Genomic DNA, 19,686 nt, shown 5'->3' with positions numbered 1-19,686 from the left:
CGTGCATGCGGGCGGCAGCTGGGAGACCGTGGGCGTGCGCCCCGACCTCAGTGCCTGGAGCAAGTCGATCGCCAACGGCTACGCGCTCGCGGCCGTGACCGGTGTCGATGCGCTGCGCGAAGCGGCGACGCGCATCTACACCACGGGCTCGTTCTGGTCGGGCGGCGTGGCGATGGCCGCGGGCCTGGCGACGATCGAGGTGGCCGATGCGCAGGACGTGGTGGGCCATGTGCAGGCCATGGGCCAGCGTTTCCGCGACGGCATCGCCGCGCAGGCCGCGAGCCATGGCGTGCCGGTGCGCCAGACGGGCCCGGCGGCGCTGCCGCTGATCCTGTTCGACGAGGACCCGGGCTTCGACAAGGGGGCGGTGTTCACGGTCGAGGCGCTGCGCCGCGGCGTCTACCTGCATCCCAGGCACAACATGTTCCTGTCGCTGGCACACACCGTGCAAGACATCGATCGGGCCCTGCAGGCCACCGACGCGGCCTTCGCCGCCGTCGCAGCGCGCTTCGGCCGGCGCTGACGTCCCCATCTCCCGCACGCACGAAGAGGAATCCGCAGCATGGCATCCACGGCAACCCAACCGCCCGTTGCGGGCTCCGAACGCGTCGGCGGTGCCGGCATCGAGATCCGCGGCCTCGCCAAGCGCTTCGGCGCGGTGCGCGCGGTCGACGATGTGTCGCTGAGCGTGCAACCCGGCGAATTCCTCGCGCTGCTCGGGCCCAGTGGCTCGGGCAAGACCTCGATCCTCATGAGCATCGCGGGCTTCGAGCTGCCCGATGCCGGCAGCATCGCCATCGACGGCCGCGACGTCACCTACCTGCCCGCGAGCCAGCGCAACCTCGGCATGGTGTTCCAGAAGTACACGCTGTTCCCGCATCTCTCGGTGCTCGACAACGTGGCCTTCGGCCTCAAGATGCGCGGCGTGGCGCGCGCCGAGCGGCACCGCCTGGCCGAGCAGGCGCTGGCCACGGTGCGACTCGAAGGCTACGGCAAGCGCATGCCGGCGCAGCTCTCGGGCGGCCAGCAGCAGCGCGTGGCGCTGGCGCGCGCCATCGTCTACAAGCCGAAGGTGCTGCTGATGGACGAGCCGCTGAGCGCGCTCGACAAGAACCTGCGCGAGGAGATGCAGCTCGAGATCAAGCGGCTGCAGTCGCAGCTCGGCATCACGGTGGTCTTCGTCACGCACGACCAGGGCGAGGCGCTGACCATGGCCGACCGCGTGGCGATCCTCAACCAGGGCCGCATCCAGCAGCTCGACGCGCCCAAGGCGCTGTACGAGCGGCCGCGCACGCGCTTCGTCGCGGGCTTCATCGGCGAGACCAACTTCATGCCGGCCGAGATCGGCCCGCTGCGCACCCAGGGCGCGCTGGTGCAACTGCCCGGCGGCGCGAGCCCGCGCGAGGTGCGCACCGATGCGCTGGTGGGCCGCGTCGCCGCCGGCGGCCGCGCGGTGGCCGCGCTGCGCCCCGAGCAGATCGTGATCGGCAGCCCCGAGGATCCGGCCGCGCTGCGCGCCACCGTGAGCGGCGTGATCTACAGCGGCTCCACCGTGCTGTGCATCGCGCAACTGTCCGACGGCACCGAGCTGCGCGCACGGCTGCCCGACCCGAGCCGCGTCGCGCTCGCGGCCGGCGACCGCGTCGGCTTGCTGTGGCCGGCCGATGCGCTGCGCATCTATGGCGAAGAGGTGGCCGCGGCATGAGCACGGCGACATCGCCCTCGGCGTTCTCGCGCCTGTGGCTCGGCGGCCGGCAGCTCAGTGTGGCGGCCTCGGCCGTGCTGCTCGCGCCCTTCTTCGCGCTGCTGCTGCTGGTGTTCCTCTATCCGCTGCTGAGCCTGCTGTCGCTCAGCGTGCTCGAGCCGCATCCCACGCTCGCGAACTACGCGCGCGTGTTCGACAACCCGGTCTACGTGCGCGTGATGCTGCGCACCGGCTGGATCAGCCTGCTGACGACCGTGCTGGCGCTGGTGCTGGGCTTTCCGATCGCCTACATGATGACGCGCGTGAAGGGCGCGGTGGCCGCGCTGCTCACGGCCTGCGTGCTGCTGCCGCTGTGGTCCAGCGTGCTGGTGCGCACGGCGGCCTGGATCGTGCTGCTGCGCCGCGACGGCATCGTCAACAACGCGCTGCAGTGGCTGGGCCTCACGGGCGAGCCCGTGAAGCTGCTCTACACCGAGGGCGCGGTGGTGCTCGCGATGGCGCACGTGCTGCTGCCTTTCCTGATCCTGCCGATCTACTCGGCGCTCAAGAACATCCCCGACGACTACATGCGCGCGGCCGCCATGCTCGGCGCCAACCGACGGCGCGCCTTCTTCGAGGTGCTGCTGCCGATGAGCCGCGCGGGCGTGTGGAGCGGCTGCCTGATGGTCTTCCTCTCGGCGCTGGGCTTCTTCGTCACGCCGGCGCTGGTCGGCAGCCCGCAGGAGCTGATGATCGCCACGCTGGTCTCGCAGCAGGTGCGCGAGATGCTCGACTGGCCCTTCGCGGCCGCGCTGATCGGCGTGCTGATGGTGGTGGTGGCCACGCTGACCATGGTCTTCAACAAGGCCGTGAGCTTCAACCGGCTGATCGGAGGCGGCGCATGAGCAAGAACGAGAACTCCGTGCGCCACCGCGCGCCCTTCGACCTCGGCGCCTTCTCGCTGCGCGCCTACGTCTGGCTGGTGGTGCTGTTCATCATGGTGCCCACGCTGATCATCGTGCCGATGTCCTTCAGCCCGGCCGACTTCCTGGAGTTCCCGCCCAGCGGCTTCACGCTGCACTGGTACCAGGAGTTCTTCGGCGATCCGCAGTGGCAGAAGGCGGCGTTGCTGAGCCTGCAGGTGGCCGCGCTGACCATGGTCTGCTCGGTGGTCATCGGCACCATGGTGTCGTACGCCATCGTGCGCGGCACCGATCGCTTCCGCTCGGCCACGCAGCTGATGGTGATCGGCCCGGTGATCGCGCCGCACATCGCGGTGGCGGTGGCCTGCTACCTGTTCTACCAGCGCCTGGGCGTGGTCGGTTCGCTGGCCGGCTTCGTGGCGGCGCACACGGTGCTGGCGCTGCCCTTCGTGGTGTTCACGGTCTCGGCCGCGCTGTCGCGCGTCGACCCCGACCTCGAATCGGCCGCCATGAGCTGCGGCGCGAGCCGCGCGCGCGCCTTCTTCCATGTGACCCTGCCGCTGATCGTGCCGGGCCTGCTGAGCGGCGCGCTGTTCGCCTTCATCATTTCCTTCGACGAGCCCGTGGTCTCGTTCTTCGTCTCGAGCGTGCGCCAGCGCACGCTGCCGCGGCGCATGTTCGAGGACATCGAGCAGAACCTCACGCCCGTGATCCCGGCCATCGCCACCCTGCTCACGCTGTTGTCGATCGCGGTGCTGATCGCCGTGGCGCTGCTGCGCGTGCTCGAGCGCCGGCGCCGCGCCGAATGAGCGCCCCTCTTTTTTCCTGGTCCTCACTCACAAGGAGTTCGCGATGATGAAATGTCTGGCTCGAAGCAAGGGTGCCGCCCTCGCGCTGCTCGCCTGCGCGGCGTTCACCGGTGCCTCGGCGCAGGGGCTCGAGAAGGAGCTCGTGATCGCCACCACCGGCGGCCTGATGGAGAAGACGCTGGTGCAGTACTTCTACACCCCGTTCTCCAAGGCCAAGGGCGTGGAGGTGGTGCCCGCCGCGATCGAGGTGCCCGACCAGTGGGCCAAGGTGCAGGCCATGTCGCGCAGCGGCGGCATGGAGTTCGACATCGTGACCGCCACCCCGCCCGACCTGGTGCAGAAGAAGGAACTGCTGCAGGCCATCGACTGCAGCAAGCTGCCCAACGTCACCGCCAACGGCGTGAAGGGCGCCTGCACCACCTACGGCGTGATGCGCACCGTGGGCGGCATGCAGATCGGCTACAGCACCGAGGCCTTCAAGGGCGCCAACGTGCCCAAGACCTGGGCCGACTTCTGGGACACGGCCAAGTTCCCCGGCCCGCGCGGCCTGCCAGATACCGGTGACCGCGAATGGTGGGTGCCGGTGGCGGCGCTGCTGGCCGACGGCGTCGCGCCCGACAAGCTGTTCCCGCTCGACCTCGACCGCGCCTACAAGAAGCTCGACAAGCTGCGCCCCAACGTCGCCGTCTGGTGGAAGAGCGGCGACCAGCTGCAGCAGATCATGCGCAACAAGGAAGTGGTCATGAGCATGGGCTACTCGGGCCGCCTGATCTCGCTGATGAACGCCAAGGTGCCGATCGCCGTGTCGTGGGACGGCGCCGTGCGCGACGTCGGCTACATGTCGATCCCCAAGGGCGCGCCGCATCCGAAGGCGGCCATGGCGTACCTCGACTTCTTCTATGCCTCGGCACCCGAGCAGCACGTGAACTTCGTCAATGCCGTGAACTACGACACCGGCAACGGCAAGACCGCGAGCCTGTTCCCGCCCGAGCGCCGCGCCATGCTCGCGACCTCGGCCGAGAACTTCGACAAGCTGATCGTGGCCGACTACGAGTGGATCGGCAATAACCGCCAGATGCTGCGCGACCGCTGGATCGCCTGGCTGGGACGCTGATCCCGATCGCGTGAGTGCCGCTCGCGGGGCCACGGCAGGGCCACAATACGCCGCCGCGCGATTCCCGGCACACACGCAATCAAGGAGAGAGAAGCCCATGGCAACCCCGGTCATCAACGTGGTCGAACGCACCAATCTGGCGAGCCAGATCTACGAGCACCTGCGCGAGCAGCTGATGTCGGCCACCTTCCAGCCGGGCCAGCGCCTGAAGATCCGCGAGCTGGCCAAGACCATGGGCACCAGCGAGACGCCGGTGCGCGAAGCCCTGATCCAGCTCGTGCGCGACCGCGCGCTCGAGATGAAGGAGGGCTACTTCATCCGCGTGCGCCAGCTCACGCTGGCCGAGTACCTCGAGCTGCGCGACATCCGCCTCGCGCTCGAGCCGCTGGCGGCCGAGCGTGCCGTGCCCCTGCTCGACAACGCCACCATCAAGCAGCTCACCGAGAGCCACCGGCTGCTGGTGCGCGCGGAGAAGACCAAGGACTACCGCGCCGCGCTGCAGCACAACTTCGACTTCCACTTCGGCATCTACCGCCATTCGGGCATGCCGCAGCTCACCGAGCTGCTGGACCGCATCTGGGTGCAGGTGGGGCCGATGATGAACTTCCTCTATCCCCACGGCCACCCGACCTACGACACCGAGCACCAGCACGTGAACGTGCTGCGCGGGCTGCAGCAGCGCGACACCGCGATGGTGCGCCACGCCATCGAGCAGGACCTGATCGAGGGCGGCCGCGACTTCGTGCGCGTGCTCGGGGAGATCGATGCCAATCCCGCGCGCGCCGAAGAACTGCTCGCGCTGCGCAACCAGCCGCCACCGACCGGCAGAAAGCCTCCCACCCCATGATGGACCACACCAGCGACCCGAACGCGGCGCGCTACGTACTCGACCCCCAGCGCACCGACCTCGCGCGCGAATTCCGCGGCTGCATCCGCGGCCCGCACAGCGAGGAACTGAAGAAGCTCCTGCATCGCATGCGCTGGGGCGCCTTCCCCGGCCGCTATCTGCTGGTGATGGTCGAGCCGGGCCGCCGCTGGGCGCTGGCGCAGATGCCCGACGAGCGCGGCCAGAAGGTCAAGGTGTTCCACGACGTGGTGTTCGAGTCGCTCGACGACGCCGAGTGGCATGTGTTCGGCCTGCGCTGGAAGGCGCTGACCGGCACCGAGCTGAAGCTGGATTGAAGAAGAACACCGCGAGACGACCATGAGTGCCCCCATCGACACCAATGCCTTCGTCGGCTACCCCGACACCCTCAGCGTGCGCGCCGGCGAACGCATCCGATTCCACCTCAGCAGCGAAGCGAAGCAGCAGGCCGACGTGAAGTTCGTGCGCGTGCGCTGCGCCGACGCCGACGCCACCGGCCCCGGCATCAAGTACCGCGAGCTCGCATCGCCGATCGACGGCGTGCACGCGGTCGCGTTCCACGAGGCGCCCTGCGGCTCCTTCATGTCGGTGCCGGCCGATGCGCGCCTCGCGCCCGAGGGTGCGTTCTCGTTCGGCTGCTACGTCTGGCCGACCCGGCTGCTGGCCACGCCGCAGACCGTGCTCGCGCGCTGGGGCGAGGACAGCGGCCGCGGCTGGGCGCTGCAGCTGTCGCGCGAGGGCCTGAGCCTGCGCGTGGGCGGTGCCGATGGCGCGATCGAGCTGAAGACCGATGCGCCGCTCGAGCAGCGCCGCTGGTACTGGGTGCAGGGCGCGCTCGATGCGACGACCGGCGAGATGGTGCTGTCGCAATGCCGGCTGGCCGATGGCGCGCTGCCCGAGCAGCGCCGCGAGGCCCGCGCGACGAAGCCCGGCGGCTGGCGCCTCGACTCGCAAGGCCCGCTGACCGTGGCCGCGCATGCGCTGTCGGCCACCGGCGGCCGCTGCGGCGCGCACTACGACGGCAAGATCGAGGCACCGCGCATCGCCGAAGGCTTGCTGGGCGTGGATGCACTGCGCCGCTGCGACGACCTCGCGCGCCCGGGCCTGGCCGATGCCGCGCTGATCGCCTGCTGGGACTTCTCGCACGGCATCGACACGCTCGAGGTGCTCGACCGCTCGCCCAACCGCCTCGACGGCCGGCTGCACCAGCTGCCCTGCCGCGGCATGACCGGCGTGCACTGGACCGGCGACGTGCACGACTGGCGGCTGGCGCCGCGCGAGTACGGCGCGATCCATTTCCACAGCGACGACATCTACGACTGCGGCTGGCCCGCGACGCTCGAGCTCGACGTGCCGGCCGACTGGAAGTCGGGCTTCCATGCGCTGCGCCTGCGGCCCGTGGACGGCAGCGCGGCCGAGACCTTCATCACCTTCTTCGTGACGCCCGCGGCCGATGCGAAGCGCGCGCCGCTCGCGGTGCTGGCCGCGAGCATGACCTACATGGCCTACGCCAACAGCGCGCTGCGGCTGCATGCGGTGCACTTCGAGGTGCTGACCGAGCGCCTCCTGATGCTGACCGGCGACGACATCTACCTGCAGGAGCATCCCGAGGTCGGCCAGTCGACCTACGACCACCACATCGACGGCAGCGGCCGCGCCTACAGCTCGTGGCTGCGCCCGGTGCTCAACATGCGGCCGCGCTCGCAGCCCGGCAACCTCGCGATCGACAGCCACTTCCTCGACTGGCTCGAGGAGAAGGGCATCGACTACGACGTGGTGACCGACGTCGAGCTCGACCGCCAGGGCGCGGGCGCGCTCGCGGGCTACCGCGTGCTGGCGACGCTGTCGCATCCCGAGTACTACAGCGAGGCGATGATGAACGGCATCATGGCCTTCCAGAACGCGGGCGGGCGCCACCTCGCGCTCGGCGCCAACGGCTTCTACTGGCGCTGCGCCTTCCATCCGAAGGCGCCGGCCGCGGTCGAGGTGCGGCGCGGCATGGCCGGCACGCGGACCTGGGAATCGCAGCCCGGCGAGGTGCACCTGGCCGGTACCGGCGAGCCCGGCGCGCTGTGGCGCCACAGCGGCTTCGCGCCGCAGAAGCTGATCGGCGTGGGCTTCTCGGCCATGGTCTACGACCACGCGGGCTACTACCTGCTGACGCCCGATGCGGCCGACGCGCGCGTGGCCTTCGCGGTCGAGGGCATCGCGCAGGGCGAGCGCATCGGCGACTACGGCGTGCGCATCGGCGGCGCGGTCGGCATCGAGATCGACCGCTTCGACGTCGGCCTCGGTTCGCCGCCGCATGCCGTGATGCTCGCGACCTCGCACGGCCTGGGCCCGGGCGCGCTGCCCACGCCCGAGGAGTACCGCACCACGGTGCACGGCCTCGACGGCGAGCAGAACGCGCTGGTGCGCGCCGACATGGTGTTCTTCGAGACCGCGAAGGGCGGCGCGGTGTTCTCCACCGGCTCGATCTCCTATGTGCTCTCGCTGAGCCACAACGGCTACGACAACAACGTGAGCCGCATCACCGGCAACGTGCTGCGGCGCTTCCTCGATCCGGCCCCGTTCGAGCTGCCTGCCTGAGCCTCGCCATGACCGAGATGCGCATCACCGGCCGCACCGGCATCATGCTGATGCTGGCCGATCCCGTGGCCCACGTGGTGGGCTCGCTGCGGCTCAACGACCGCTTCGCGGCCGAGGGCCTCGACATCGCGGTGTCGCCGCTGCACGTGGCGCCCGCCGACCTCGCGACCGTGGTCGACGCGCTGCGCCGCATGCGCAACGTGCTCGGCTTCGGCGTGACCATCCCGCACAAGATCGCGGTGCTGCCGCTGCTCGACGCGACCACGCCGCGCGCGGCGCGCATCGGCGCTGTCAACTTCGTGCGGCGCGACGCCGAGGGCCGGCTCACGGGCGACAACCTCGATGGCCGCGGCTTCGTCGACGGGCTCGCGGGGCAGGGCATCGCGCTGCGCGGGCGCCGCGTGCTGCAGCTCGGCGCGGGTGGCGCGGGGCGCGCGGTGGCCTTCGGCATCGCCGAGGCGGGCGCGCGCGAACTGGTGATCCACAACCGCACGAGCGAGCGGGCCGAGGCGCTGGCGGCCGACGTGGCCGCCGCGTACCCGGGCTGCAGCGCACGCGCGGGCACGAACGATCCGAGCGGCTTCGACCTCGTGGTCAACACCACCTCGATGGGCATGCACGAGGGCGATGCGCTGCCGCTCGACGCGGCGCACCTGGAGGCAGGCACCGACGTGGCCGAGATCATCATGACGCCCGCGATCACGCCGCTGCTGGCCGCGGCGCGCTCGCGCGGCTGCCGCGTCTCGCTGGGCACCTCGATGCTCGATGCGCAGTACGTGCTGGTGAAGGAACTGCTCGCGATCGGTGCGCCGGCGGCCTGAAAGAGCCTGCTGCGGCGGGCGCGGGCCTTGCAAGGGACAAGGGAAAACGAGCAGCGATCGGCCACCCGGTGTCAGGATGGCTGAACGATCGTATGTTATTTTTCCCTTCGTCCTGTCCACCGGAATCCCGCGCCGAGGAACCGCCATGCGCTACGCCCCCAACCACAAGGAAGAGACCCGCGAGAAGCTGCTCGAGAGCAGCCGAGCGATCGCCAAGAAGGGGGGCTTCAGCAGCACCGGCGTCGATGCGCTGATGTCGGCCATCGGCCTCACGGGCGGCGCCTTCTACAGCCACTTCGGTTCCAAGGGCGAGCTGTTCGCGGCGCTGATCGAGCGCGAGATGGAAAACAGCGCCGAGATGCTCGCGGGCACGCCCGACTCGCCGCCCGACCACGTGGCGCGCTGCCTCAAGGGCTACCTCAGCAGCGCGCATGCCCTGCACCCCGAGACCGGCTGCGCGCTGCCCGCGCTGGGCGCCGAGATCGCGCGCTCCGACCCGGCCGTGCGCGCGGCGGTCGAGCGCGGCCTGAAGAAGCTGCACAAGGCCTGGAGCCAGCGCCTGGCGGGCGACGACGATGCGGCCTGGGCCGTGATGGCGCAGTGCGTGGGCGCGCTGCTGATGGCGCGCGTGGTCGAGAACGACCGCACGCGCCAGGACATCCTGAACTCGACCCGCCGCGACATCGAGCGCAACCACCTGGACTGAACCGCGCCGCGCGCATGCGCCGCATGCACCGCCGGAATGCTGTCGCGCGCTCGATTGACAGCCCGATGCCTCTCCTTTACCGTGCTTTGGTCCACGAGCGTTCAATCAAGGAGACGACATGAGCCAGGGCAATGCGGGCGCCGGTGTGGCGCTGATCATCGGCGCCGGCGATTCCACCGGCGGGGCGATCGCGAGGCGCTTCGCGGCCGGCGGCTACACCGCCTGCGTGACGCGGCGCGACGCGCAGAAGCTGCAGCCGCTGGTCGAGAGCATCGAGGCGGCCGGCGGCAAGGCCGTGGCCTTCGGCTCCGATGCGCGCAAGGAGGAGGAGGTGATCGCGCTGTTCGAGCAGGTCGAGCGCGAGGTCGGGCCGGTCGAGGTGCTGGTGTTCAACATCGGCGCCAACGTGCCCTCGAGCATCCTCGAGGAGACCGCGCGCAAGTACTTCAAGATCTGGGAGATGGCCTGCTTCGGCGGTTTCCTCAACGGCCGTGAAGCGGCCAGGCGCATGGTGGAGCGCGGCCGCGGCACGATCATCTTCACGGGCGCCACCGCGGCCCTGCGCGGTGCCGCCAACTTCGCGGCCTTCGCGGGCGCCAAGCATGCGCTGCGCGCGCTGGCCCAGAGCATGGCGCGCGAGCTGGGGCCGCGCAACATCCACGTGGCGCACGTGGTGGTCGACGGCGCGATCGACACCGAGTTCATCCGCACCAGCTTCCCCGAGCGCTACGCGCTGAAGTCGGAGGACGGCATCCTGAACCCCGAGCACATCGCCGAGAACTACTGGCACCTGCACGCGCAGCCGCGCGACGCCTGGACCTTCGAGCTCGACCTGCGTCCGTACATGGAACGCTGGTGAGCGACCGCGCCCCGTTTCCCGTCCTCTTCCTCCACCCTCATCGACCATGAAAACTCGCATCACCGAACTCTTCGGCATCCGCCATCCGATCATCCAGGGCGGCATGCACTACGTGGGCTTCGCGGAACTCGCGGCCGCGGTGTCGAATGCCGGCGGCCTCGGCATCATCACCGGGCTCACGCAGAAGACGCCCGAGCTGCTGGCGCGCGAGATCGCGCGCTGCCGCGAGATGACCGACCAGCCGATCGGCGTGAACCTCACCTTCCTGCCGACCTTCTCCAAGCCGCCCTATCCCGAGTACATCGCCGCGCTCATCGAGGGCGGCGTGCGCATCGTCGAGACCGCGGGCCGCAGCCCCGAGGAACACATGCCGGCGCTCAAGGCGGCCGGCGTGAAGGTGATCCACAAGTGCACCTCGGTGCGCCATGCACTGAAGGCCGAGCGCATCGGCTGCGACGCGGTCAGCGTCGACGGCTTCGAGTGCGGCGGCCATCCGGGCGAGGACGACGTGCCCAACATGATCCTGCTGCCGCGCGCGGCCGACGAGCTGCGCATTCCCTTCGTCGCCTCGGGCGGCATGGCCGACGGCCGCAGCCTCGTGGCCGCGCTCGCGCTCGGCGCCGAGGGCATGAACATGGGCACGCGCTTCATCGCCACGCAGGAGGCGCCGGTGCACGAGAACGTGAAGCGCGCGATCGTCGCGGCCAGCGAGCTCGACACGCGGCTGGTGATGCGCGGCCTGCGCAACACCGAGCGCGTGCTCAACAACAAGGGCGTGGAGGAACTGCTGGCGATCGAGCGCGCGAAGGGCGCCGAGCTGCAGATCTCGGACATCCATGACCAGGTGGCGGGCATCTATCCGCGCGTGATGATCGAGGGCGACGTGGACGCGGGCGCCTTCAGCTGCGGCATGGTGGCGGGCCTGATCCACGACGTGCCGACCGTGCGGGAACTGGTCGACCGCATCATGGCCGAGGCCCATGGGCTGATCGCGGCGCGGCTCGCGGGAATGCTCGAGACGGCCTGAGAACCACGGCAGCGGCACCGGATGTCCGGAACCGGCCGGACCCGGTGCGCCGGCTTGCGGTATTTTCGAGGGCCGCATTCGCCATGACCCTCGAGCTCTTCCCCGCCACCGACGAACCGTTTCGCGCACCCGAGCCGCTGGGCCCCGGCGCCTGCGTGCTGCGCGGCTTCGCGCTGCCGTTCGCGAGCGAGCTGCTGGCCGCGCTGCCGCGCATCGAGGGCGTGTCGCCGTTCCGGCACCTGGTCACGCCCGGCGGCTACACCATGTCGGTGGCGATGACGAACTGCGGGCCGCTGGGCTGGGTCAGCGATCGCAGCGGCTACCGCTACGACGCGATCGATCCGTTGTCGCAAAAGCCCTGGCCCGCCATGCCCGCCGCGTTCGCGCGGCTCGCGCGCGAGGCGGCCGAGACGGCGGGCTTCGCGGGCTTCGCGCCCGATGCCTGCCTGGTCAACCGCTACCAGCCCGGCACGCGGCTCTCGCTGCACCAGGACCGCGACGAGCGCGACCATGGCGCGCCGATCGTCTCGGTGTCGCTGGGCATGCCGGCGGTGTTCCAGTTCGGCGGGCTCGCGCGCGGCGACGCGGTCGAGCGCGTGCCGCTCGCGCATGGCGACGTGGTGGTGTGGGGCGGTCCCGACCGGCTGCGCTTCCATGGCGTGCTGCCGCTCAAGGACAAGCCGCATCCGCTGCTGGGCAGCGTGCGCATCAACCTGACCTTCCGCAAGGCCGGCTGAGCCGCGCGCTCAGCGCAGCGTGACTTCGAGGCCGTCGAAGGGCGCGTCGAACTCGCTGCGCCAGACCTGGCCGGGCTCGATCGGCCAGGCGTCGGTCCAGGTGCCGGTGGTGACCACCTCGCCCGGCTGCAGCGCGGGCGCGCCGGGGCAGGCCTGCAGCTCGTGCAGGAAGTGCAAGAGCGCATGCAGCGGGCCGTCGAGCACGTTGGCGCCCGTGCCTTCCTCGATCGGCGTGCCGTCGCGCGACAGGCGCAGGCGCGTGCGCGCGAGCAGCGCGTCGAGCGCCGCGCCGTCGCTCGCGAACTCGCGCGGCGGCCGTTGCCGTCCGACCAGCAGGCGCGCATGCAGCGCGCCATCGGCCACGGTGTCGGCGGCGCCGAACTTCCAGCCTTCGCAGTGCGACTGCACGATCTCGAAGCCCGGCGCGATCCACTCGACGCAGGCGAACAATTGCTCGAGCGTGGCGCCTTGCGGCGGCGTGGCGGCGATGCCGAACACGACCTCGGGCTCGATGCGCGGCTGCACGGTGCCCGCGAGGTCGACGCCGCCCCGGCCGTCGCACAGCGTCAGCGTGGTGTTCCACACCGGGCCCCAGATCGGCGCGAACACCCCGTAGCGTTGCCAGATGGTGCGGTTGGTGAAGCCGACCTTGTAGCCCACGGGCCGTTCGCCGCGCGCGAGCCGCAGGGCGCGCAGCGCGAGCGCGTCGGCGTAGGCGGCGGGCAGGCCGGCGGCAGTGCGGTCGGGGCGATCGGCGGGCCACAGCGTGGCGCGGTCGTAGTGGTCGAGCACGTCCTGGGGAGTCATCGGGCCAGTCTACAAAGGGATGGCGGGCCGTGTATCGGCAGTTACACGGTGCCGTCGTGAACTCGGGGCGATACTGCGGGTCACAGGCCGCTGTCGTCCGTTTCGCCGTCCCCCGATGTTCATTCCTTCCTTCTCTTCACCCGTGGCGCGCCTGCTCGGCGCCGGTGCCCTCTGTCTCGCGAGCCTCGCCGCGCAGGCGCAAGCGCTGCCACCCGGCGTGCGGCTCGGCATGTCGGCCGACGAATTGCGCGCCGCGCTGCCCTCGGCCGAGCGCGTGGCGCGGCCGCAGCGGCTCGCTGGCGGCCTGCTGGGCAGCTGGCATGGCGCGCCCCAGGCGCTGGCGGGGCTGGTGTTCGAGCCGACCTTCTTCTTCGCCGATGCGCAGCTGCGGCGCGTGGAGTACGCGGCCTCGGCGCAAGGCCTGCCCGATGGCGGCGGCGCGGCCTTCGCCGAACTGCTGCAGTGGGGGCGCGGTGCCTTCGGTGCCGAGCTCGCGGCCAACGATCCGGGCAGCGCCTATGCGGCCTGGAGCAGCGGCGAGATGGATGTCTACGTGCAGCGTGTCGGCGACCCGCGCCGCGCCAGCGTTCGCCTGGTCTACAAGCAGCGCCAGCTGCGCGACGGCAGCGAGCTGTGAAGCCGTGAGTTGGCGGCCTCAGGCCGTCTTGAGCATCCCGCGTTCCTCGATGAAGCGCACCACCTCGGCCACGCCGGTCAGGGTCTTGAGGTTGGTCATCACGTAGGGCTTCTGGCGGCGCATGCGCTGCGTGTCCTGCTCCATCACGTCGAGGTTGGCGCCCACGTAGGGCGCGAGGTCGGTCTTGTTGATGACGAACAGGTCGCTCTTGGTGATGCCGGGGCCGCCCTTGCGCGGGATCTTCTCGCCCGCGGCCACGTCGATGACGTAGATCGTGAGGTCCGAGAGCTCGGGGCTGAAGGTGGCCGCGAGGTTGTCGCCGCCCGATTCGACGAACACCACGTCGGCATCGGGAAAGTCCTCGAGCATGCGGTCGATGGCCTCGAGGTTGATCGAGGCATCCTCGCGGATCGCGGTGTGCGGGCAGCCGCCGGTCTCCACGCCCATGATGCGTTCGGCCGGCAGCGCGCCGGCCACGGTCAGCAGGCGCTGGTCTTCCTTGGTATAGATGTCGTTGGTGATCGCGACCAGGTCGTAGCTGTCGCGCATCGACTTGCAGAGCATCTCCAGCAGCGTGGTCTTGCCCGAGCCGACGGGGCCGCCGATGCCCACGCGCAGCGGCGGCAGCTTCTTGGTGCGGTGGGGGATATGGTGCAGGGCGGAGGTCATGGTGGGTGCGTGAAGGGAAAAATCTAGCTGCGGAAGAGCCGCGAGTACTGGGTTTCGTGCCGCGCCGACAGCACGGCCAAGAGCGGCGCGAAGGCCTGCCGATCGTCGTCGGACAGCTGCATCGCATGGTTCACGGCCGCGGGAATCTCCTGCGCGAGCCGCCCGAGGATGCGCTGTCCCGCGCTCTGCCCGAGCGGCACGGCCTTGACCGCGGCCGCGACCATGTTCTCGGCCCAGCCGAAGGCAAAGGCCAGGCAGCCGTCGTGCACCGAAGCACCCGAGCGGTGGGCCGCGAACGCGAAGGCCACGGGATAGCTCGCGGGCAGGCCGGCGAAGACCTCGGCCGTGTCGGCATGGTGCAGCCTGAGCCATTCGACGAAGGAGCGGCCCATCTGTTCGGTCTGCAGGAAGAACTCGGCCGATTCGCGGGTCTGCAGCACCCAGTCGTTGAGCGTGCGGATGCGCTGCGCGTCATCGGCGCGCCAGGCTGCGATGGCTTGCGCGACCAAGGCGAGGTCGCCGCGCGCGAAGCTCAGGTGCAACTGGTCGGACAGCCATTCGGCGGCACTGGCCTCGGCGTCGACGCCGGCCCACTCGACCGCGGCCTCGACGCCTTCGGAGTACGAGAAACCGCCGACCGGGAGGGCGGGGGAGGCTAGCCAGATGAGCTGGAGGAGGCTTTGGGGTTCTGGCATGTCAGTGGGGTGTCGACTTGCCGCATGGCGTGCTGCTGTTCGGGGCGCGTGCACAGGACAGCGGGTACTTCCCTCCGCGAATGTCCCCCGGCCTTCGGCCTCCTCCTTGATTTCGCTGCGGGAAGCACCCACTGCCCTGTGCACGAGAGGCGCAGCGGTGGTGCGGGCTGCTCAACAACGATTGCGTCCAGGCGCACGTCGATGGGGTACTCCCCGCAGCGAAATAAAGGAGGAGCCGAAGGCGGGGGACATTCGCGGAGGGGAGTACCCCATCGGCGTGCGCCCGCCCCCACCGAAACAAGCAGCCTCGAATCGAACAGCCAGTTCCCATTTCAGTGAGAGTGCCCATGGTGACCATGGTCATGCTCATCGAGCAACTCCGGCGCCAGCACCAGCGGCTTCGGCCCCGAGGAATGCGAATGACCATGCGAGTGATCATGGTCATGGCTGTGCCCGCCCCCATGCGAATGCTCGTGCGACCCATAGGCCCCGCCCTCGGGTTCGAAGGCCTCCTCGACCGCCACCACGATCAGGTGCATCGACCGCAGCATGTCGGCCAGCACATGGTCGGGTTCGATCTTCAGGTGGTCGGGCTTGAGCTCGATCGGCACATGACGGTTGCCCAGGTGGTAGGCCGCGCGCGTCAGGTCGAAGGGCGTGCCGTGGGCCGTGCAGTGCGTGATGCGCAGCACCGGCTGTGGCGCCGCGATCACGCGCACCAGCGAACCGTCTTCCGCCACCAGCACGTCGCCGCCGCGCACGGCCGTGCCGCGTGGCAGGAACACGCCGATCTGCCGGCCTTGCGAATCGGTGGCGTCGAAACGGCTTTTCTGGCGCACGTCCCAGTCGAGTTCGATGGTGGCGGCGCGCTTGAGCAGCACGGGCGCGAGGCCGCGGCCCTGGGGCATGAGTTTGTTGGCGGTGAGCATGGTGCGGTGGGACGCGTGGCGCGTCTGAAGACAGGAACGATGGTTTCAAGGATACGCAGCCTGTCAAGCCGGCGTGCCGCGCCGGATTTTCGGGCCTTGTCTCAGAACAGGAAGTAGCGCTGCGCCATCGGCAGCAGCTTTGCCGGTTCGCAGGTCAGCAACTGCCCGTCCGCGCGCACCGCGTAGGTCTGCGCATCGATCTCCATCTTCGGCGCGTAGCCGTTGTGGATCAGGTCCTTCTTGCGCACGTTGCGGATGTTCTTCACCGCCGCCAGGTTCTTCGCCAGCCCGTAGCGCTCCTTGATGCCCGCGGCCAGGCCGGCCTGCGAGACGAAGGTCAGCGAGCCCTTCGCGAGCGAGCCGCCATAGGCGCCGAACATCGGGCGGTAGTGCACCGGCTGCGGCGTCGGGATCGAGGCGTTGGGGTCGCCCATCGCGGCCATCGCGATGCTGCCGCCCTTGATGATGGTGAAGGGCTTCACGCCGAAGAAGGCCGGCTTCCACACCACGATGTCGGCCCACTTGCCGACCTCGATCGAACCCACCTCGTGCGCGATGCCGTGCGCGATCGCGGGATTGATCGTGTACTTGGCCACGTAGCGCTTGGCGCGGAAGTTGTCGTTGCGCGCGCTGTCCTCGGGCAGCGTGCCGCGCTGCAGCTTCATCTTGTGCGCGGTCTGCCAGCAGCGCAGCACCACCTCGCCCACGCGGCCCATGGCCTGGCTGTCGGAGCTGAACATGCTGATCGCGCCGAGGTCGTGCAGCACGTCCTCGGCGGCGATGGTTTCCTTGCGGATGCGCGACTCGGCGAAGGCCAGGTCCTCGGCGATGCCGGCGTCGAGGTGGTGGCACACCATGAGCATGTCGACGTGCTCGTCGAGCGTGTTCACGGTGTAGGGCATGGTGGGGTTGGTCGACGAGGGCAGGAAGTTCGCCTCGCCCACCACGCGCAGGATGTCGGGCGCATGGCCGCCGCCCGCGCCCTCGGTGTGGAAGGCGCAGATCGCGCGGCCGCCCACGGCCGCGATCGTGTTCTCGACGAAGCCCGATTCGTTGAGCGTGTCGCTGTGGATCGCCACCTGCGTGTCGGTGGCATCGGCCACGTCGAGGCAGTTGCTGATCGCCGAGGGCGTGGTGCCCCAGTCCTCGTGCAGCTTGAGGCCGATCACGCCGGCCTCGATCTGCTCGTGCAGCGCGCCGGGCAGGCTGGCGTTGCCCTTGCCCAGGAAGCCGAGGTTCATCGGGAACGCGTCGGCCGCCTGCAGCATGCGCTCGATGTGCCAGGGCCCGGGCGTGGAGGTGGTCGCGAAGGTGCCGGTGGCGGGGCCGGTGCCGCCGCCCAGCATGGTGGTCACGCCCGAGGCCAGCGCCTCCTCGATCTGCTGCGGGCAGATGAAGTGGATGTGGCTGTCGATGCCGCCGGCGGTGACGATGTTGCCCTCGCAGCTGATGATCTCGGTGCCCGGGCCGATCACGATATCGACACCCGGTTGCACGTCGGGATTGCCGGCCTTGCCGATGGCGGCGATGCGGCCGTCCTTCAGGCCGATGTCGGCCTTGACGATGCCCCAGTGGTCGAGGATCAGCGCGTTGGTGAGCACCGTGTCGACGGCGCCCTGCGCGCGCGTGCGCTGCGACTGCGCCATGCCGTCGCGGATCGTCTTGCCGCCGCCGAACTTGACCTCCTCGCCGTAGCCGCCGGCGCGCAGCGTGTAGTCGGCCTCGACCTCGATCAGCAGCTCGGTGTCGGCCAGCCGCACGCGGTCGCCCACCGTGGGGCCGAAGATTTCTGCGTAGGCGCGCCTGCCTATGGTTGCCATGTCGTTCCTTGTCTTGCGGGAGAGGCCGCGGGCCGGTTCTCGGCGGGGCCGGTGAAATTCAGCAGGTCGCGCATCGAGGCGACCGCCAGCGCCATGAACGCGAGGGCGCACAGGCGGTGCGTCACGCCGGCCCAGCGCGATGCCGAGCGGGCGAAGAGCCTGGCGACGAGGCCCGCGCAGAGGAAGCACCAGAGCACGGAGGCCGCCATGAAGCCGGTGAAGAAGACGGCGTAGTGGGCGGTGGTCGGTCGGTCCATGCCGAGGCCGGCCATGGCGCTGCCGAGCGCGGCCCAGTAGGCCAGGTTCTGGGGATTGGTGGCGGAGAGAATCACGCCCGAGCGCAGCGCCCGCCTCGCGGGCACGGCCCGCGCGCGCTCGATGCCGGCATCGCGCTTCGCCGCGCGCCAGCTGTCGACCGCGAGCCAGGCGAGATAGAGCACGCCGGCGATGCCCAGCGGCCAGCGCAGGGCATCGATCTGCATCAGCGCGCCCGCGCCGGCCAGGCCCAGCACGGCCCACAGCGCGTCGCCGACCAGCGAGCCCACCTGGACGGCGAAGGCCGGACGGAAACCGCCCTGCAGTCCCTGGCGCACGGTTTCCGCGAACACGGCCCCCGGCGCGGCGTTGAACACCAGGCCCAGCAGAAAGGCGGAGAGCGCGAGTGACAGCATGCTGGCGCCCGCTCAGAGCTTGCCCTGAACCAGTCCGCGGAAGCCGTAGACGATGCGGTCGCCCGAGAAATCGACCAGCTCGACCGTGCGCTGCTGCCCCGGCTCGAAGCGCACCGCGGCGCCCGAGGCGATGTTCAGGCGCATGCCGCGCGCGGCCTCGCGGTCGAAGCCGAGGGCGCCGTTGGTTTCGGCGAAGTGGTAGTGCGAGCCGACCTGGATCGGCCGGTCGGCCGTGTTCTGCACCACCAGCGTGAGGGTGCGGCGGCCCGGGTTGAGCGTGTGGTCGCCGTCGTCGGTGAGGATTTCGCCGGGGATCATGGACCGGTGCCTCGCCTCAGATGGCCTGCGCCAGCAGCGTGGCGCCGAGGCCGACCACCGCGGCGCCCGCGATGCGCGGCAGCCAGGCGTTGGCATGGCGCAGCGCCCAGCCCAGCGCGATGCCGGCGGCATGCAGCAGCACGGTTGCGCCGACCATGCCGGCGAGGGTGAGGGCGGCGTCGTGCTCGCCCGCGAGCTCGTGGCCGTGCGCCACGCCGTGGAAGACCGCGAACAGGCCGACCACCGCCATCGCCACGCCGGCCGGCAGGTGCACGCGCGCGGCCACGAGCAGACCCAGCACCAGCAGCGAGGCCGCGATCATCGGTTCGACGGCCGGCAGCTGCAGCCCGGCCAGGCCGACCAGCGCGCCCGCCAGCAGCATGCCGGCGAAGGCCAGCGGCGCCCACAGCAGGTCGGGCCAGGCGCGGCGCGCCGACAGCGCGCTCCAGACGCCCACCGCGACCATCGCCGCGAGGTGGTCGGCGCCGGTCAGCGGATGCATGAAGCCGGCCACGAGGCCGTGGTGCAGGCCGCCGTCGACGCCGGTGTGGGCGCTGGCCGCCAGGGGCAGCAGGGTGGCGGCGAGCAGGGCGAGGGTCCTGGAGGAGATGGTGGATGGGCGCATGAGGGCTTGTCCTTGTTCGTTCTGGGTGTGCGGTCGTTCAGACGATGGGCTGGTGCACCGTCACGAGCTTGGTGCCGTCGGGGAAGGTGGCCTCGACCTGGATGTCGGGAATCATCTCGGCGATGCCGTCCATCACGTCGGCGCGGGTCAGCACGTTGCGGCCCTCGCTCATGAGCTCGGCCACGCTCTTGCCGTCGCGCGCGCCTTCCATGACGGCGGCCGAGATCAGGGCGATGGCTTCGGGGTAGTTGAGCTTGAGGCCGCGGGCCTTGCGGCGTTCGGCGAGCAGTGCCGCGGTGAAGATCAGCAGCTTGTCTTTTTCGCGCGGAGTCAGTTCCATGGAGACGGCATCGGGTGGCGGGAGGAGGCGGCCATTATGGG

Annotated in this window: 23 protein-coding genes; 14 read left to right on the top strand and 9 right to left on the bottom strand. The window is 70.3% G+C overall.

Going from position 1 to position 19,686, the window contains the following annotated elements:
* The 13 genes from KV106_RS28510 to alkB form a co-directional block, all read left to right on the top strand.
* Positions 1-523: aminotransferase class III-fold pyridoxal phosphate-dependent enzyme (locus KV106_RS28510; protein WP_261214082.1), on the top strand; the 523-nt coding region annotated here is incomplete at its 5' end.
* Between the two features lie 39 nt (positions 524-562).
* Positions 563-1,705 (top strand): ABC transporter ATP-binding protein, encoded by a 1,143-nt coding sequence (locus tag KV106_RS28505; protein WP_057591381.1) that lies wholly within the window; start codon positions 563-565, stop codon positions 1,703-1,705.
* Positions 1,702-2,589 (top strand): ABC transporter permease, encoded by an 888-nt coding sequence (locus KV106_RS28500; protein ID WP_261214080.1) that lies wholly within the window; start codon positions 1,702-1,704, stop codon positions 2,587-2,589. Before KV106_RS28505 ends, KV106_RS28500 begins: the two co-directional genes overlap by 4 nt.
* Positions 2,586-3,416, top strand: coding sequence for an ABC transporter permease (locus KV106_RS28495; RefSeq protein ID WP_261214078.1), 831 nt, complete (start codon positions 2,586-2,588; stop codon positions 3,414-3,416). The genes KV106_RS28500 and KV106_RS28495 overlap by 4 nt, the downstream gene beginning before the upstream one ends.
* Before the next feature lie 43 nt (positions 3,417-3,459).
* Positions 3,460-4,530 (top strand): extracellular solute-binding protein, encoded by a 1,071-nt coding sequence (locus tag KV106_RS28490; RefSeq protein ID WP_093341086.1) that lies wholly within the window; start codon positions 3,460-3,462, stop codon positions 4,528-4,530.
* A gap of 97 nt (positions 4,531-4,627) precedes the next feature.
* Positions 4,628-5,377: a GntR family transcriptional regulator gene (locus tag KV106_RS28485; protein WP_057591378.1), complete on the top strand. Its 750-nt coding sequence runs from the start codon at positions 4,628-4,630 to the stop codon at positions 5,375-5,377.
* Positions 5,374-5,712, top strand: coding sequence for a hypothetical protein (locus KV106_RS28480; RefSeq protein WP_057591377.1), 339 nt, complete (start codon positions 5,374-5,376; stop codon positions 5,710-5,712). Before KV106_RS28485 ends, KV106_RS28480 begins: the two co-directional genes overlap by 4 nt.
* A gap of 22 nt (positions 5,713-5,734) precedes the next feature.
* Positions 5,735-7,984, top strand: a complete 2,250-nt coding sequence (locus KV106_RS28475; protein ID WP_261214075.1) for a N,N-dimethylformamidase beta subunit family domain-containing protein — start codon at positions 5,735-5,737, stop codon at positions 7,982-7,984.
* Positions 7,985-7,992: 8 nt separating this feature from the next.
* Positions 7,993-8,805, top strand: a complete 813-nt coding sequence (locus KV106_RS28470) for a shikimate dehydrogenase family protein (protein WP_261214073.1) — start codon at positions 7,993-7,995, stop codon at positions 8,803-8,805.
* Between the two features lie 145 nt (positions 8,806-8,950).
* Positions 8,951-9,511: a TetR/AcrR family transcriptional regulator gene (locus KV106_RS28465; RefSeq protein WP_057591375.1), complete on the top strand. Its 561-nt coding sequence runs from the start codon at positions 8,951-8,953 to the stop codon at positions 9,509-9,511.
* A 118-nt stretch (positions 9,512-9,629) separates the two neighbouring features.
* A complete protein-coding gene (locus tag KV106_RS28460; protein ID WP_261214070.1) occupies positions 9,630-10,370 on the top strand; it encodes an SDR family oxidoreductase in 741 nt (246 codons plus the stop codon).
* Between the two features lie 46 nt (positions 10,371-10,416).
* Positions 10,417-11,397 (top strand): NAD(P)H-dependent flavin oxidoreductase, encoded by a 981-nt coding sequence (locus tag KV106_RS28455; protein WP_261214069.1) that lies wholly within the window; start codon positions 10,417-10,419, stop codon positions 11,395-11,397.
* Positions 11,398-11,480: 83 nt separating this feature from the next.
* Positions 11,481-12,134, top strand: a complete 654-nt coding sequence (alkB, locus tag KV106_RS28450; protein WP_261214068.1) for a DNA oxidative demethylase AlkB — start codon at positions 11,481-11,483, stop codon at positions 12,132-12,134.
* Between the two features lie 9 nt (positions 12,135-12,143).
* On the opposite strand, the gene KV106_RS28445 is transcribed toward alkB, so the two are convergent.
* Positions 12,144-12,941, bottom strand: coding sequence for a 2-keto-4-pentenoate hydratase (locus KV106_RS28445; RefSeq protein ID WP_261214066.1), 798 nt, complete (start codon positions 12,939-12,941; stop codon positions 12,144-12,146).
* Between the two features lie 115 nt (positions 12,942-13,056).
* Here KV106_RS28445 and KV106_RS28440 point away from each other — a divergent pair, with 115 nt between their 5' ends.
* Positions 13,057-13,578: a hypothetical protein gene (locus tag KV106_RS28440; protein WP_057591370.1), complete on the top strand. Its 522-nt coding sequence runs from the start codon at positions 13,057-13,059 to the stop codon at positions 13,576-13,578.
* A gap of 18 nt (positions 13,579-13,596) precedes the next feature.
* Here the strand turns inward: KV106_RS28440 and ureG are convergent, their stop codons facing one another.
* From ureG to KV106_RS28400, 8 genes are all read right to left on the bottom strand, one after another.
* Positions 13,597-14,247, bottom strand: coding sequence for an urease accessory protein UreG (gene ureG / locus KV106_RS28435; protein WP_057591369.1), 651 nt, complete (start codon positions 14,245-14,247; stop codon positions 13,597-13,599).
* Between the two features lie 23 nt (positions 14,248-14,270).
* Positions 14,271-14,942 (bottom strand): urease accessory protein UreF, encoded by a 672-nt coding sequence (locus KV106_RS28430; RefSeq protein WP_261214062.1) that lies wholly within the window; start codon positions 14,940-14,942, stop codon positions 14,271-14,273.
* A 332-nt stretch (positions 14,943-15,274) separates the two neighbouring features.
* Entirely contained in the window at positions 15,275-15,871 is a 597-nt protein-coding gene (ureE, locus tag KV106_RS28425; RefSeq protein ID WP_261214060.1) for an urease accessory protein UreE, read from the bottom strand.
* Positions 15,872-15,972: 101 nt separating this feature from the next.
* The gene (gene ureC / locus KV106_RS28420; RefSeq protein WP_057591398.1) at positions 15,973-17,691 is read right to left on the bottom strand and encodes an urease subunit alpha; all 1,719 of its coding nucleotides are present in this window, start codon (positions 17,689-17,691) and stop codon (positions 15,973-15,975) included.
* Positions 17,679-18,362: a LysE family translocator gene (locus KV106_RS28415; RefSeq protein WP_261214057.1), complete on the bottom strand. Its 684-nt coding sequence runs from the start codon at positions 18,360-18,362 to the stop codon at positions 17,679-17,681. The genes ureC and KV106_RS28415 overlap by 13 nt, the downstream gene beginning before the upstream one ends.
* Positions 18,363-18,374: 12 nt before the next feature.
* Entirely contained in the window at positions 18,375-18,680 is a 306-nt protein-coding gene (locus KV106_RS28410) for an urease subunit beta (protein ID WP_209541777.1), read from the bottom strand.
* A gap of 16 nt (positions 18,681-18,696) precedes the next feature.
* On the bottom strand, positions 18,697-19,305 hold the full coding sequence (locus KV106_RS28405; protein WP_261214055.1) for a HupE/UreJ family protein: 609 nt from the start codon (positions 19,303-19,305) through the stop codon (positions 18,697-18,699).
* A 37-nt stretch (positions 19,306-19,342) separates the two neighbouring features.
* The gene (locus tag KV106_RS28400; protein WP_203202679.1) at positions 19,343-19,645 is read right to left on the bottom strand and encodes an urease subunit gamma; all 303 of its coding nucleotides are present in this window, start codon (positions 19,643-19,645) and stop codon (positions 19,343-19,345) included.
* Positions 19,646-19,686 lie beyond the last annotated feature (41 nt).

The organism is Variovorax endophyticus (genome assembly GCF_025376855.1).
Classification (GTDB): Bacteria; Pseudomonadota; Gammaproteobacteria; order Burkholderiales; family Burkholderiaceae_C; genus Variovorax.
The sequence above is the reverse complement of the archived record's forward strand: the minus strand, read 5'-3'. Positions and strand labels throughout refer to the sequence as shown.

What these genes read in the sequence shown, in the direction of transcription:
- KV106_RS28505 (WP_057591381.1), top strand. Translation starts at nt 563, where the DNA reads ATGGCATCCACGGCAACCCAACCGCCCGTTGCGGGCTCCGAACGCGTC.
- KV106_RS28500 (WP_261214080.1), top strand. Translation starts at nt 1,702, where the DNA reads ATGAGCACGGCGACATCGCCCTCGGCGTTCTCGCGCCTGTGGCTCGGC.
- KV106_RS28495 (WP_261214078.1), top strand. Translation starts at nt 2,586, where the DNA reads ATGAGCAAGAACGAGAACTCCGTGCGCCACCGCGCGCCCTTCGACCTC.
- KV106_RS28490 (WP_093341086.1), top strand. Translation starts at nt 3,460, where the DNA reads ATGATGAAATGTCTGGCTCGAAGCAAGGGTGCCGCCCTCGCGCTGCTC.
- KV106_RS28485 (WP_057591378.1), top strand. Translation starts at nt 4,628, where the DNA reads ATGGCAACCCCGGTCATCAACGTGGTCGAACGCACCAATCTGGCGAGC.
- KV106_RS28480 (WP_057591377.1), top strand. Translation starts at nt 5,374, where the DNA reads ATGATGGACCACACCAGCGACCCGAACGCGGCGCGCTACGTACTCGAC.
- KV106_RS28475 (WP_261214075.1), top strand. Translation starts at nt 5,735, where the DNA reads ATGAGTGCCCCCATCGACACCAATGCCTTCGTCGGCTACCCCGACACC.
- KV106_RS28470 (WP_261214073.1), top strand. Translation starts at nt 7,993, where the DNA reads ATGACCGAGATGCGCATCACCGGCCGCACCGGCATCATGCTGATGCTG.
- KV106_RS28465 (WP_057591375.1), top strand. Translation starts at nt 8,951, where the DNA reads ATGCGCTACGCCCCCAACCACAAGGAAGAGACCCGCGAGAAGCTGCTC.
- KV106_RS28460 (WP_261214070.1), top strand. Translation starts at nt 9,630, where the DNA reads ATGAGCCAGGGCAATGCGGGCGCCGGTGTGGCGCTGATCATCGGCGCC.
- KV106_RS28455 (WP_261214069.1), top strand. Translation starts at nt 10,417, where the DNA reads ATGAAAACTCGCATCACCGAACTCTTCGGCATCCGCCATCCGATCATC.
- alkB (WP_261214068.1), top strand. Translation starts at nt 11,481, where the DNA reads ATGACCCTCGAGCTCTTCCCCGCCACCGACGAACCGTTTCGCGCACCC.
- KV106_RS28445 (WP_261214066.1), bottom strand. Translation starts at nt 12,941, where the DNA reads ATGACTCCCCAGGACGTGCTCGACCACTACGACCGCGCCACGCTGTGG.
- KV106_RS28440 (WP_057591370.1), top strand. Translation starts at nt 13,057, where the DNA reads ATGTTCATTCCTTCCTTCTCTTCACCCGTGGCGCGCCTGCTCGGCGCC.
- ureG (WP_057591369.1), bottom strand. Translation starts at nt 14,247, where the DNA reads ATGACCTCCGCCCTGCACCATATCCCCCACCGCACCAAGAAGCTGCCG.
- KV106_RS28430 (WP_261214062.1), bottom strand. Translation starts at nt 14,942, where the DNA reads ATGCCAGAACCCCAAAGCCTCCTCCAGCTCATCTGGCTAGCCTCCCCC.
- ureE (WP_261214060.1), bottom strand. Translation starts at nt 15,871, where the DNA reads ATGCTCACCGCCAACAAACTCATGCCCCAGGGCCGCGGCCTCGCGCCC.
- ureC (WP_057591398.1), bottom strand. Translation starts at nt 17,691, where the DNA reads ATGGCAACCATAGGCAGGCGCGCCTACGCAGAAATCTTCGGCCCCACG.
- KV106_RS28415 (WP_261214057.1), bottom strand. Translation starts at nt 18,362, where the DNA reads ATGCTGTCACTCGCGCTCTCCGCCTTTCTGCTGGGCCTGGTGTTCAAC.
- KV106_RS28410 (WP_209541777.1), bottom strand. Translation starts at nt 18,680, where the DNA reads ATGATCCCCGGCGAAATCCTCACCGACGACGGCGACCACACGCTCAAC.
- KV106_RS28405 (WP_261214055.1), bottom strand. Translation starts at nt 19,305, where the DNA reads ATGCGCCCATCCACCATCTCCTCCAGGACCCTCGCCCTGCTCGCCGCC.
- KV106_RS28400 (WP_203202679.1), bottom strand. Translation starts at nt 19,645, where the DNA reads ATGGAACTGACTCCGCGCGAAAAAGACAAGCTGCTGATCTTCACCGCG.